Origin of the sequence: Aquibacillus kalidii (assembly GCF_014280935.1) — a bacterium.
Taxonomy (GTDB): Bacteria; Bacillota; Bacilli; order Bacillales; family Amphibacillaceae; genus Aquibacillus_D; species Aquibacillus_D kalidii.
Window position 1 is genome coordinate 28,215 of the sequence record NZ_JACLZI010000050.1, and the last position, 13,055, is coordinate 41,269.

The window sequence follows — 13,055 nt, forward strand, 5'->3', positions numbered from 1 at the left end:
TATGATAATAAACATATTTAATCCATCATGATCAGTTTACTACTTCTTTTAGACATGCTGAATATTTATCCAACAAAGAGTATATTTAATTTATATATTCTATTATTAAAATAATGTTCCTTAACTTTATTTTTTTCTAACTTTCGAATAGTAAAGATATGATAAACTGTGTAATAATCAACTAATTTTACGACTTTAAACTGAGGAAAGGGGACGTTGAATGTTTACTACAAGAGTATTAACTCCAAGTGATGGCGAAAGTTACCTTCAGTTAAGATTGCAAGCTCTTCAGAAAAATCCAGAAGCATTTGCATCCAGCTATGAAGAAGAAAAAGAGCAATTACCAGACAAATACGTTACACGGTTTCAAGCTAATAGTGGTTCGGTAACTTTTGGTGTATTGAATAACGGAGAGCTAGTGGGTGTTGTCACTTTAGTAAAGGAAAGACTTATTAAACTACAACATCGCGCAAACGTGGTAGCCATGTATGTTTCTCCTGATTACCGTCATAAAGGTTTAGGAAAGAAGCTATTATCCGAGGTTATCCAAGAAGCAAAAAATATAGAAGGAATTGAACAGCTTTACTTAAGTGTAGTGTCCACAAACATTAGCGCAAAGCATTTATACAAGTCATTCCACTTCGAAGTCTATGGTTTTGAAAAAAGGGCATTGAAAGTAGGAGAAAACTATTATGATGAAGAACATATGGTACTTTACTTAAACAACGTATGAGAGTTAGATATCCACACTAAACATAGGTTAGTGTGGATTATTCTAGCATTAATCTTTTATCCACATGTTTTACTAGTATGCATGTGAGTATTTTTCTTAGGAATTCCACTTTATCCACACGTTCTATCACTTTCTATTGATAAGACTCACTCTAATATCATAGTTCCTAATAAATATAAAAGAGACAGTAAGTACCTCACTGCCCCATTCCTTAAATATTTATTCACTTTGACTATTCCTCTACCCTGTTCTCCAATACCCCTATTCCTTCAATTTCCAATTTAACGATATCTCCATCTTTTAGAAATTGAGGTGGTTTCATTGCAAATCCGACTCCGTCTGGTGTACCAGTTAATATAATATCGCCTGGATTTAAAGTCATAATGTTGGAGATAAAGGCAACTAAATATGGTACGTTAAAAATTAAATGTTTAGTATTAGAACTTTGTCTTAATTGGCCGTTAACAAAGCTTTTAACATTTAACTTCGAAGGATCTACTAGCTCCTCTTTTGTAACTAACCACGGGCCTATCGGTGTACTTTTATCTAGTGACTTGCCTTGCAACCATTGAGGGGTACGCTTTTGTAGATCTCTTGCCGATACATCATTGCCAATCGAGTAGCCTGCCACGTACTCAAGTGCCTGCTCTTCCGATACAGATGAAGCTTCTTTACCAATAACCACTGCTAATTCTGCTTCATAATCCAACTTGTCAGTTATATAGGACTTCATGATCGAATCATCTGGTCCAATCAAAGCATTATTGAACTTGGCAAACAATACTGGGTATTCAGGAATATCACTCTTCATTTCTGCAACATGATCAGCATAATTCTTACCCACACATATTATCTTGGATGGGTTCGGTACTGGTGGTCCTAAAATTACATTTTCCCTTTTGTAGGATTGTGTATCATTTTTATTTACTATGTAAAACTGATAAGATGCTACTGCTCTGTCAATCCCTAATTGACCCAGCTTATAAAAATCACTAGGATCAGACGGTAGTAAATTTTCCGCCGCATAAGCCTCTTCTAGCTCCCCTTTACTCTTTTGCATTTCCCTAAATACTTCCTGTAGATCAACAATCACACCATGATCAACATCTATAAAACCAATACGATACAGTCCTGGATGTTGGTTTAACCGATAACTAACAATCTTCACGTGTACCCCTCCTTCATTTATATAATTATTTTAACACTCAGATAATTCATTCTCTATAAGCTTTGTGAATTGATGTTTCCATTCAAAAAAACCACCGATTAATCGGTGGCTTTTGTTACAGTATTTTGCTAAGAAAAGATTGTGTCCGTTCATGTTGTGGATTTCCAAATATAGCCTCAGGTTCATTTTCCTCAATAATATATCCTTCATCCATAAACACAACCCGATCACCAACTTCTCGCGCAAAGCCCATTTCATGGGTTACGACAACCATCGTCATTCCTTCTTTAGCCAACTGTTTCATAACCTCCAGCACTTCCCCAACCATTTCTGGATCTAGCGCTGATGTTGGTTCATCAAACAACATGACTTTTGGCCCCATTCCTAACGCCCTAGCGATCGCAACTCTTTGCTTTTGACCTCCTGATAGAGAATCCGGGTACACATCAGCCTTGTCAGCTAATCCAACCTTTTCCAGTAATGCAATAGCTTTCGTTTTTGCCTCTTGCTTATTCCATTTACGAACTACACTCATAGGTAATGTTATATTTTCTAAGACAGTCTTGTGAGGAAACAAGTTAAACTGCTGAAAAACCATACCTACTTCTTCTCTAACTTTATTGATGTCTACCTTTTTATCGGTAATGTCTACACCTTCAATATATACGTGCCCGTCTGTTATCGTTTCTATTTGATTTAAACATCTTAGAAAAGTGGATTTACCAGAACCAGAGGGGCCAATAACTACAACAACTTCTTTTGGTTCAATTTCTATACTTATGTCTTTTAGGACTTCTAGCGCCCCAAATGATTTCTTTAAATTCTTCACGGAAATCATTCTGTAGCAAACCTTCTTTCTAAATAATTTAACAGATACGTCAATGACAATGTCAGTATTAGATAAATAACAGCTACCATTAAATACGGTTCCCATACACGGTAGTATTCGCCAACAGCAGCTCTACCCCAATAGAATATCTCAGGTGCTGCAATGATCGCACCTAATGAGGAATCCTTTAGCAGCGTAATAAATTCATTGCCTAGTGGTGGTATCATTCGCTTAAACGCTTGTGGCAAAATCACATGTCTCATTACCTGTATTTTATTCATTCCTAATGAATGTGCTGCTTCAGCTTGGCCTTTATCAATCGATTGAATTCCTGCACGGAAAATCTCAGCAACATAGGCAGCCGAATTCAATGATAACGTTGCAATTACAGAAGCAATCGGGTTAACTGGAGACATAAATAATGGCATAACCGCGAAATGTATTAAAAATAATTGTACAAGAAGCGGTGTGCCTCTGAAGAAATTGATATACCAAACAAAAGGTAACCTAACAATAAAAAGCGGCGACATTTTGCCTAGTGCAATGAACAACCCAAGTATACAACCTAATAGAACACCCGCCAACGACATGCCAATTGTTCTTAATGCCCCTTGTAAAAAGAAAGGCAGATAATCTATTATAATGTCCCAACGAAAATCCATCATTACTTTTACTCCCTTTTTATCCAGCAGAATCGAACTGCCTAATTATTTCATTTTATTACTATTTATAATCTTGTTAACTTAATTTATTCAACCTTTTATTTAAGCTTAAACAAGAGTTACCGATCTAATCAGAAAAGGAAAAAGTAGCGCAACTATGTTACGCTACCTGTTTATGTCACTCCGCCGCCTTCTTCAAAGCATCTATATCAGCGTCATTCCCAAACCATTCTTTATAAATTTCTTGGTAAGTACCATTATCAATAACAGTAGCTAAAGCCTCACTGATTTCTTCCTTGTATTCACTACCTTTTGGAAACATAAAGCCATAATACTCTGACTCAAAACTAGCTTCATCTGTAATCATTTCAACACCTGCATCTGGATTGTTTTTCACATATTCAGCTGCTACAACATTATCCGTAACAACTGCGCTCACATCACCATTTTTCAACGCCATGAAAGCTAATGCTTGTGTTTCATATTTAGAGATGTTCTTGTTATTTTCTCCTAATACCTTTTCAGCAGCATCTGCTCCTGTTGTACCAGTTTGCACACCTACTTTTATTCCTTCTAAATCTGCTGCACTTGTTATATTCTCACCTTCGTTAAATACAATAACATGTGTTGATTGAAAATATGGTACGGAAAAGTCGTACGATTCTTTACGCTTATCATTAATCGTAATCCCTGCCACACCAAAGTCTAGGTCTTCACCTTGAACAGAAGCTAACATTGCTTCCCAGCCAACATTTTTAAATTCATAATCAAGTCCTGCTTCTTTCATGACAGCCTTTAATAAATCTGCATCAAAACCGACAATTTCACCTTTTTCCATATATTCAAATGGTGCAAAAGTTGCTTCTGTACCAACCTGTAAGACTTTCTTTTCAGCTGATTCACTGTTTCCTTCTGATTCAGAACCATTGTTTTCAGAAGAGTCTTTCGTCTCGTTTGTTCCACATGCTGCAAGAAATAACATTCCAATAAGTAAAAATCCCACATACAAAAAGGATAAGTTCTTTTTCATAAATATTCACTCCTGATAGTTTAATATTCATTTTACGTAATTCAAATAATAACTGCTAAACTCTATTTTTTCAATAGATTTTTGTAAAAAATATAAAATTAAACATGAAACCGTTTTGCATTAATATACATTAAAGTTGACTAAATATTCTAAAATTACCGAAAGATTAAATACTTTTTTAATACCTAATCTATAATGAACATCAAACGTAGTCCATTCACTTGGAAGAAAATCTTCCCTTGCTTTTATTTATAGTAACGTTTTATGAATCCAAATGGCTGCTTGCATCCCATCCCCCATTGCGATTGTCACTTGTTCTGAGTGTGCCACGACGTCTCCTGCAGCCCAAACATGATCAACACTCGTCATTTGTGTACGTGGGTTAACTAATATATGCTCATTAGTGTGGAGTTCTACCCCTAGCTGTTTAGCAAGGCCGGACATTACTTCATTTCCTCTAAAAGCGACAAATGCATGATTCGCCAATACCTTTTCCCCATTATTAAGTATGACTCCCTCAAGTCGATCTTCATTCGTCATGACTTGTTGTATTGATCCATCGAATATCTTTATTCCCATACTGTTTAATTTATGAATAGTCTCCTTATTGATATCAGCCTGATCATGATTAATAAAAATTAGGTTATTTGTCCAATAACTGAGTGTAAGAGCCATTTTCGCTCCAACATTCCCAGACCCCAATACTAGTGCTTTCTTTCCTTTAATTTCATATCCGTCGCAATCGGGACAAACATAGATACTCTTTCCTAAACAAGGAAATATATTCTTCGGCAGTGGTAGCCTATCTTTAACTCCAGTAGCAAACAAGATCCGCTTCGCCCTGTAGAATGAATGATTCAATCCCTCTAACAAGAAATCTGCACCATCTCTTTTTACAGTTTCAATCGTGTCATCTATGAAGGTAATTCCTAATTCTTTTGCTTGTTTTGTTCCAATCTCTCTTAAAGTTTCACCGCTGACTCCTTCTGGCCATCCAAGAACGTTGTGATAACACCTACACCAATTTGATCGCCCTTCTGATTTGGAGTCTATTACAATCACATTATGTTGATATCTTCCTAGCTGGATAGCTGCTTGAAGACCCGCTATTCCTCCTCCAATGACAGCACAGTCATATAACATTACTTTCACCTCAATAATTAATTTATAATCCTATTGTGATCCATTTCGTATATTTAAATCCAAATCATGATCAATTAACCGCTACACAAAATTATTCTTTGTTTATAAAAGTGATTGCGGTCGTTTTTAGACTTTCTCTATAGACCGATCATCACGTTTTCTCGATTTCCTTGTTTGCACAATAAGCTTTTTTCTGCTCGGTTAGGACCAAAAATCCTAGACACCTTTTACGTTTTGATTTTTTTTGTTGCTCCTATTTCGTTTCGTTAGGCTCTTATTGCATTCAAAAATGTGATGACTATATTTTCTATGTATAGTGGGTGGAGTAAAAGATCAGACTCTAGACTGAGCGTAATTCATTCTAACAACCGTTATGAAGAAATAGCGATGCGCTTATACTATAACCATAAGCTCATAACAAGGAGGTTTTACTATGTATAACGATTTCGATTTAGAATTACACGTTAATGACCGACGACCTAAGTAACGAGAAAGTCAATAATTAAAGTGAGGTGTAAAAATGTTCAACCAATATGAGATGTTTATTGCAGTCAGTGAAAGAAGACCGAAATAATAATTTAGGAGGGCTGCAATATGTTGATGCTAATACTAAGTTCAATAACGTAAAAAACCTCTTACCAACTGAATTGGGAGAGGTTTTTGTTTTATAATAAGATAGCTAACAATATCGGTAATGTAATGACACTTAATAATGTACTCGTTAATGTGGCACTTGAGACAAAATCTGGTCGAGCACCAAATTGAACAGCATACATGGTAGTATTAGCAGCTGTAGGCATTGCTGCCATTAATATCAAGATATCTTTAACCATATCATCTACAGGTAGAGGAATAGTTATTAAGTAGGCTATAACAGGAGCAATTGCTAGACGGATCAAAAGTGCTAACGATAATTTCCCTATTTCCAATTTTTTTAATGATATAGTTGCAAGCTGCATTCCTAGTACGATCATGATAGTAGGTATAGCAGCATCGGATACCATATCAACTGCTATCATTATGTCATTCGATAAACTAATAGAAGTTAAATTAAAAACAACACCTAAAATTGAACCATATAAAATCGGTACTTTTATTACTTCCTTCATTGGTGAGATTTTTTCTGTACGATTTTCCGCCCCACCTTGTGCAGCAAAGTAGATACCCACCGTACACATAATCAGTGTTTGTAAAACCATTAAGATAATGGCGTAGTGAAACCCTTTTTCCCCAAAAACTAATAGCACCAAAGGCGTACCGTAATTCCCATTATTCATGAATGAGGATGCCAAAATCATGCCACTTCGATTCGGATTATCCCACTTTTTAAAAGAACTAATAATATAGCATAAACCGACGTTGACTAGACACAAGAGGAGTAGAAAAGCACCTAGGTAAAAGTAATCCATATTTAATTCATTTTCATAGAAAGTCCTAAATGCCAAAAAGGGAGATAATAAATAGATCGCCATTGTCGATATAGGCTTTATATCAAACTTTAAAAGTTTCATTCCAATGAAACCTATTGCAAAAATCCCAAATATCGGTATTAGAACACTAATAAATCCCATCAAAACCACCTAATTTCATTTGACTAGCTTATTCTTTTCCATTTTGCTTTTCTAATAACTTGGTTTACTATTTCAGAAAACACAAGACCGAGCGCAATTGCTCCCGATATAAGAAGTGCTTTAGCAGCTAATTGAATGGCCATATTATAATCATTTTGAACAAAATTACGCATTGCATCATAAGCCAACCCACCAGGTACTAAAGGGATAATCCCTGATACAGTAAAAATGATGATTGGTGTTTTGTAAACTTTTGCACATATTTGACTCAATATCGCTACAAGTACAGACGCTGCAATGGTTGCCGGAACTGCATCAACACCTTCTTGATAAACAAGTATAGCGTACACACACCACCCCAACATACCTACAACACCACTTTGTATAAGAGACTTTTTCGGTGCATTAAACATGACACCAAAGGCCGCTGCAGCAAAAAAACTTGTTACTAATTGTTCTATTATCATTATTTTTATCATCCCAATTCACGTAGTTAAAAAGGGAAAACTGATACTACGAAAGCGATACCAGCACCTATAGCAAAAGCAGTTAGAAATGCCTCCGCTCCCTTTGATAGTCCAGAAACTAAATGACCTGCCATTAAATCACGAACAGCATTCGTAATCAAAAGTCCTGGAACCAATGGCATTACAGATCCTATAATTATTTTATCCATTTGTTGCCCCGCCCCAATATCTATAGATAAATAGGTCAGTAATCCAATAAAAAAAGATGCCAAAAACTCAGCAAAGAACCTAATCTCAACAACTTTATGAAAGTACACCATGGCAGAGTAACCAAATCCCCCAATAAAAAAGGAAGGGAGGAAATCTAACCATTGTCCCTCGAACATAATTGTGAAGCACCCACTGGCTATTGCTGCTGCAAGTATTTGTATTGCTATAGGATAAGCATGAGTTATAGACTCTACCTCTTTTAATTTAGCACTTGCGGCAGATACCGTTAGTTCACCGCCACTGATACTTCTGGATATACTGTTGACTATGGCTACCTTATGCAAGTCTGTTGAACGATCTAAAATTCGAATAAAATTAGTAGGTTCTATTTGGTTAATTGAAAACATAATGCCTGTAGGAGTTACATAGCTTTGGGCATTTGATTCTCCGAAAGATGAGGCAATTCTTGTCATAGTATCCTCTACCCTATACGTTTCCGCACCACTTTCTAACATTATTTTGCCTGCTAACAAACAAATATTAATAATTTCATTTTTATTTTCCATTATAGTAATCCCGTCATTTGTTTTTAGAATTTAATCTTAAGCCAAAGCAATGCCCTTTGCAAGAAAAGTAACAGAACTCTACCAACTGCCGCATCCATAATTTAAGGCTCTATTCGTGGCATTTTTGCTTTTGTCACAATATCTATAGACACTGCAGTAAGAAATAGGATAGGCAATCTAATGAAGTGAATTCTTATGGTTTCTCTAATTTCACTACGTTAGAGGCACTTTAACAAAGCGAATTCGTTTCGTTCCTCTTCTTTCGCGACGTTAGGAGCACTCTTACAAAGTGAATTCGTTTCGTTCTTCTATTTTCGCGACGTTAGGAGCACTCTTACAAAGTGAATTCGTTTCGTTCTTCTATTTTCGCGACGTTAGGAGCACTCTTACATAGCGAATTCGTTTCGTTCCTCTTCTTTCGCGACGTTAGGAGCACTCTTACATAGCGAATTCGTTTCGTTCTTCTACTTTCGCGACGTTAGGAGCACTCTTACATAGTGAATCCTATTTATACCACAAATCCTCAGCGTCTCACTAAAGCATGGATAAATTACTACACAATTTGTCTCATCTGCGTCATTCTGAAAGCAATCGAGTATGAGAGAAGAGACTAAATTCAAAAAGGGTAATAGCCCAATTTAGCCATCACCCTTATAACACTATTTGTTCCACCTCAATAACCAATCACTTAAAATTTCTATTAGTTCCTTATCAAGAGGTTGCTTTACCTGATCTTTATAATCTTTTAAAATGACACTAAAACGATGTTCCTTCTCCGTTTTCCGAAGCATGTGCGTCAAATCCTTCACTATCAATGCCTGACTTTCTCCTGATACTAATCTTGCAATATCATACACTTGCTCGGGTTTTACCTGAACATCCTTACTACCAGTTATCACTAACACTGGACAGGTAACCATTGGCAATAACTCAGCTACGTTATATGTTTGATGTTCTCTATCCCACTTTGCATTAATCTTTTTACCCTGGTACTTTACTACATCTTCGGTAGAATTTTTAACTTTATTCATTAGTTTTTCATTCATTTTATCTATTTTTTGATCTACCTTAAGTACACGTAAAATCCAGCCTTCGAACCCTTTCAAGGTACGCATATCCCGCTTCATTTCTTCCCTTTGCCACTTCGTTGTATCTGCTAATGGTTCTGCTGATCCCGCAAGTAGGATCATTCCTTGAACAGGTTCTTTTTCAAAGATAGCTGGAGCTATAATACTTCCCTCACTATGGCCTAATATTATAACTTTTCCTTCATCTATACTCGGATGATTTTTACCAAATCTAACCGCAGCAACTCCATCATTAATCAAGTCATATAAGCCCGTTTGGTAGAAATCACCCTCACTACTACCAACACCTCGTTTATCATATCTTAATGTTGCAAATCCCAATTTAACTACAACATCACTAATTTCTTTAAAGGCATTTATTTTTAATCTTTTTGTATTTTCATCACGATCTAGATCTCCACTACCATGTACCATTACAATTAATGGGTGTTTTTCTTTTTGATTGTCAGGAAGGCTTAGAGTTCCGGAAAGCTGATACTGCCCTTGAATAACAACTTCTTGATTCATATTTTTCTACTCCTTTGTCGGTAAGAAAATATTAGCTATTGTCCTCTTCTTCCTACCCTTAGAATTTTTATTCTCCATTAATCGTTCCATTAACTTCCGAAAATCTAGTAACCAATCATGAAATTCTTCGTCTGAGGCATAAACAGAAACATAACGGTAGCCTACCCCATCTTGTTCGAATTGTTTATCAGATGATTCTAGGTAACGCTTATATTCTGATTGAAGAAAACTTGTAAACAACAGGAAGTAATTAAGGTGTTCCTCATTTGAAATGTCCACAAAGTCATCGGGTGTTCGTAAAGCACCTATTGAGATTGCGTATGTCTTTTTTATTGTTCCTCTGATTTGCTGCTCATCCACGACTTTAATAAGTCCAATCTCTTGAAGCTTTTTAACATGTCGATATAAAGTAGCTGGTGGTACATCATCTAGCCTAGACTCAATCTCTTGAACGGTTAGCCTTTCACTCGGCATTAGCGCTTGAATAATCCGCATCCGAACTGGATGTAGTAAGTCATGAATAGAACTTGCCATCTAACCACCTCTATTATCAAATGTAATATTATTATCATTTTTGATTATAATGGTATTTTACTAATACCACAACTGTTAAATTGTTTTTATAAATTAAACAAACACTTCATTTTAGTGTACAATCTAACTGATTAGCCTTTCGTAATAAAAAAGCTAGTAATTCTAAACAGAGTTTAATGTTTTTTAAATAAGGAGGATGTATATGTATTATGGTGGTATAGAGGCTGGAGGTACTAAATTTGTTTGCGCTATTAGCAACGATAAATTTGAAATTATAGAGAGGGTAAGTATCCCAACAACGACACCAAACGAGACGATTTCGCAAGTATTTAATTTCTTTGATCAATATCAACTAAAGTCGATCGGGATTGGGTCATTTGGACCCATTGATGTTAATAAAGATTCCAAAACATACGGGTTCATTACTTCAACACCCAAACAAGGTTGGCAAAATTACAACTTTGTTGGAGATATTAAAAAGCGCTATAACGTACCAGTAGCATGGACAACTGATGTGAATGCTGCTGCATATGGAGAGAGTAAGAAAGGAAATGCCAAGAGTCAGAAATCGTGTATTTACCTTACAGTCGGTACTGGAGTTGGCGGTGGTTTCGTCACAAATGGGGATATTATCGACGGTTATGGTCACCCAGAGATGGGACATATCATCTTAAAAATACATGATCAAGATGACTTTAAAGGGAACTGTCCTTACCACAGTAATTGCTTAGAAGGCCTTGCTGCTGGACCTGCAATCGAGAAAAGAAATAACAAAAAAGGGCAGGACTTAGGTAAAGATGATAAAACATGGGAATTTGTATCCTACTACATTGCTCAAGCACTAGTTAACTATACCTTAACAGTACGACCTGAAATTATAATTTTGGGTGGTGGAGTTATGAAACAAGAGCACTTGCTTCCTTTGATTAGAGAACAGTTCAAAGCATTGATGAACGATTATGTAGAAACACCCGACCTAGAAAGCTATATTGTAAGTCCCGGACTCGGTGATAATGCAGGAATTACTGGTAGTTTGATATTAGCTGCAGACAAAGCAGAATAAACAACTATTAAAAATAGGTTGATTCATTCATTGAAAAAGAGGTGCAAATCCCTAATAGGGTTGCCACCTCTTTTTATATTTATATTCTCTGTCCCAGCTTCAGTCGTATCGAACTAACTGGAATGTACAGCTATTTCCCTTTTAATTTTAATATATCGCAACAATTGAAGTCGATTAGTAAAGGTATTCTTTTTCGACTCCAATTACCGCAACGATTGTAGACGATTAGTACAGCTTTTTCCTCTCTCTCATTAAAAAAAGAGCAGTGATTTAGACAACAAGTGCGCCGAGTATCCCCACTTACCCAAAAAGGAAAAAAACGGCATTACCTTATCGTTTTCCCAAATGGCAAGAAGTGATACACCGTTATCAGGATGCTACCAACGAGAGCCATCACCGCCATTGTTCCATAAAGATAACCCCCACCTAGGGAGTCAATTAATTCTCCTCCTAGCAAAGAACCGACAATGCCAGACAATCCAAAAAAGATGGAAACAAATACAAGATGACCGGTTGATTGGATCATTTTCGGAATCAACCTTGTTACATATTGAAAAGCTGCCAAATAAAAAACTCCAAAGGTTAAACCATGTAGCACTTGTAATAGTACAATGTAGACTGGATCTTCAATAACCGCATATATGGACCACCTAACCGCAAATAATAAGCCAGCAACTATTATAAAAATGAGTGGGTGATATTTACGAAACCATTTACCAGCAGTTGCAAAAATTATCGCCTCTCCAGCTACACCCGCAAACCACGCAAAACCAATTAAACTCTCACTTCCACCTAAATGGTCAATGTATATCCCTAAAAAACTATCATTTGCACGGTGAGTAATAGTAATAAACATAATTAAAATCAAAAATATAATGAAAGGAGTATTTCTTAACAATTGTTTTACATCACCTAATTGAATTGGTGGTGTATCCACTTTTACATCTGTAAGACGAAAGCTAACTAGGAGTGCAGCTGTTCCTAAAATTAAGTAAGGAATTAGCATATACTGAATCCCAAAATGCGATAATATCTGACCAATAACTAAGGAAGAGATGGCGAAACCAATTGATCCCCATGTTCGAATAGTACCAAAGGAAATACCTAATTGATCGGCCCTTCGTTGTGAAAGGCTATCTCCTAATGCACCAATAGGAGCTGTGAAAAAAAAGAAGACACCAGCCATCATTAATAGTAGTGTTAATGAGTTCATTTGAAAAAAGACAGTACTACTAACTAGTAAACCTACTAAACAGAAGGACAAAATCCGTTTTACCGTTTGATATTTGTCACTCATGAAACCCCAGAATGGTTGAGAAAATATTGAAACAAGTGGACCTATCGCTAGCACCCATCCAATTTCTTGCCCACTTAACCCTTTATACTGTAATAGCAACGGCATAAAACTAACAATAATAGTATTCGCTGCATGAAAACAAAACAAAAGCATCTTTAATGGTACGATAGAATCTTCTTTTGACACA

At 36.1% G+C, this 13,055-nt stretch carries 13 protein-coding genes; 2 read left to right on the plus strand and 11 right to left on the minus strand.

Annotated features, from left to right (window positions below):
* Nucleotides 1-220: 220 nt before the first annotated feature.
* Nucleotides 221-733, plus strand: coding sequence for a GNAT family N-acetyltransferase (locus tag H7K77_RS14440; RefSeq protein ID WP_186578567.1), 513 nt, complete (start codon nt 221-223; stop codon nt 731-733).
* A 232-nt stretch (nt 734-965) separates the two neighbouring features.
* On the opposite strand, the gene H7K77_RS14445 is transcribed toward H7K77_RS14440, so the two are convergent.
* The 10 genes from H7K77_RS14445 to H7K77_RS14490 all read right to left on the minus strand — a co-directional run bounded on the left by H7K77_RS14445 (nt 966) and on the right by H7K77_RS14490 (nt 10,508).
* Nucleotides 966-1,901 (minus strand): fumarylacetoacetate hydrolase family protein, encoded by a 936-nt coding sequence (locus H7K77_RS14445; protein ID WP_186578569.1) that lies wholly within the window; start codon nt 1,899-1,901, stop codon nt 966-968.
* 115 nt (nt 1,902-2,016) lie between these two features.
* Nucleotides 2,017-2,739 carry an amino acid ABC transporter ATP-binding protein gene (locus H7K77_RS14450; RefSeq protein ID WP_186578571.1) on the minus strand — a complete coding sequence of 241 codons (723 nt, stop codon included), beginning with the start codon at nt 2,737-2,739 and terminating at the stop codon, nt 2,017-2,019.
* Nucleotides 2,736-3,392: an amino acid ABC transporter permease gene (locus H7K77_RS14455; protein WP_186578707.1), complete on the minus strand. Its 657-nt coding sequence runs from the start codon at nt 3,390-3,392 to the stop codon at nt 2,736-2,738. The genes H7K77_RS14450 and H7K77_RS14455 overlap by 4 nt, the downstream gene beginning before the upstream one ends.
* A 178-nt stretch (nt 3,393-3,570) precedes the next feature.
* On the minus strand, nt 3,571-4,422 hold the full coding sequence (locus tag H7K77_RS14460) for a basic amino acid ABC transporter substrate-binding protein (RefSeq protein ID WP_186578573.1): 852 nt from the start codon (nt 4,420-4,422) through the stop codon (nt 3,571-3,573).
* Between the two features lie 249 nt (nt 4,423-4,671).
* Nucleotides 4,672-5,565 (minus strand): NAD(P)/FAD-dependent oxidoreductase, encoded by an 894-nt coding sequence (locus tag H7K77_RS14465; protein ID WP_186578575.1) that lies wholly within the window; start codon nt 5,563-5,565, stop codon nt 4,672-4,674.
* 665 nt (nt 5,566-6,230) lie between these two features.
* Complete coding sequence (locus H7K77_RS14470; protein WP_186578577.1) at nt 6,231-7,136, minus strand: AEC family transporter; 906 nt, start codon at nt 7,134-7,136, stop codon at nt 6,231-6,233.
* A gap of 23 nt (nt 7,137-7,159) precedes the next feature.
* Nucleotides 7,160-7,603, minus strand: a complete 444-nt coding sequence (locus tag H7K77_RS14475; protein ID WP_222599378.1) for a threonine/serine exporter family protein — start codon at nt 7,601-7,603, stop codon at nt 7,160-7,162.
* Nucleotides 7,604-7,629: 26 nt separating this feature from the next.
* Nucleotides 7,630-8,379, minus strand: a complete 750-nt coding sequence (locus tag H7K77_RS14480) for a threonine/serine exporter family protein (protein ID WP_186578579.1) — start codon at nt 8,377-8,379, stop codon at nt 7,630-7,632.
* Between the two features lie 659 nt (nt 8,380-9,038).
* On the minus strand, nt 9,039-9,974 hold the full coding sequence (locus H7K77_RS14485; RefSeq protein ID WP_186578581.1) for an alpha/beta hydrolase family protein: 936 nt from the start codon (nt 9,972-9,974) through the stop codon (nt 9,039-9,041).
* Between the two features lie 6 nt (nt 9,975-9,980).
* On the minus strand, nt 9,981-10,508 hold the full coding sequence (locus H7K77_RS14490; protein WP_186578583.1) for a helix-turn-helix domain-containing protein: 528 nt from the start codon (nt 10,506-10,508) through the stop codon (nt 9,981-9,983).
* 202 nt (nt 10,509-10,710) lie between these two features.
* On the opposite strand from H7K77_RS14490, the gene H7K77_RS14495 reads away from it, so the two are divergent.
* On the plus strand, nt 10,711-11,571 hold the full coding sequence (locus H7K77_RS14495; protein WP_222599379.1) for an ROK family protein: 861 nt from the start codon (nt 10,711-10,713) through the stop codon (nt 11,569-11,571).
* Between the two features lie 325 nt (nt 11,572-11,896).
* Here the strand turns inward: H7K77_RS14495 and H7K77_RS14500 are convergent, their stop codons facing one another.
* The gene (locus H7K77_RS14500) at nt 11,897-13,054 is read right to left on the minus strand and encodes an MFS transporter (protein WP_186578586.1); all 1,158 of its coding nucleotides are present in this window, start codon (nt 13,052-13,054) and stop codon (nt 11,897-11,899) included.
* Nucleotide 13,055: the final 1 nt, after the last annotated feature.

Excerpts from the sequence above, each read along its gene's own strand:
- H7K77_RS14440 (WP_186578567.1), top strand. The coding sequence starts at position 221 with ATGTTTACTACAAGAGTATTAACTCCAAGTGATGGCGAAAGTTACCTT.
- H7K77_RS14450 (WP_186578571.1), bottom strand. The coding sequence starts at position 2,739 with ATGATTTCCGTGAAGAATTTAAAGAAATCATTTGGGGCGCTAGAAGTC.
- H7K77_RS14455 (WP_186578707.1), bottom strand. The coding sequence starts at position 3,392 with ATGGATTTTCGTTGGGACATTATAATAGATTATCTGCCTTTCTTTTTA.
- H7K77_RS14460 (WP_186578573.1), bottom strand. The coding sequence starts at position 4,422 with ATGAAAAAGAACTTATCCTTTTTGTATGTGGGATTTTTACTTATTGGA.
- H7K77_RS14465 (WP_186578575.1), bottom strand. The coding sequence starts at position 5,565 with ATGTTATATGACTGTGCTGTCATTGGAGGAGGAATAGCGGGTCTTCAA.
- H7K77_RS14470 (WP_186578577.1), bottom strand. The coding sequence starts at position 7,136 with ATGGGATTTATTAGTGTTCTAATACCGATATTTGGGATTTTTGCAATA.
- H7K77_RS14475 (WP_222599378.1), bottom strand. The coding sequence starts at position 7,603 with ATGATAATAGAACAATTAGTAACAAGTTTTTTTGCTGCAGCGGCCTTT.
- H7K77_RS14480 (WP_186578579.1), bottom strand. The coding sequence starts at position 8,379 with ATGGAAAATAAAAATGAAATTATTAATATTTGTTTGTTAGCAGGCAAA.
- H7K77_RS14485 (WP_186578581.1), bottom strand. The coding sequence starts at position 9,974 with ATGAATCAAGAAGTTGTTATTCAAGGGCAGTATCAGCTTTCCGGAACT.
- H7K77_RS14490 (WP_186578583.1), bottom strand. The coding sequence starts at position 10,508 with ATGGCAAGTTCTATTCATGACTTACTACATCCAGTTCGGATGCGGATT.
- H7K77_RS14495 (WP_222599379.1), top strand. The coding sequence starts at position 10,711 with ATGTATTATGGTGGTATAGAGGCTGGAGGTACTAAATTTGTTTGCGCT.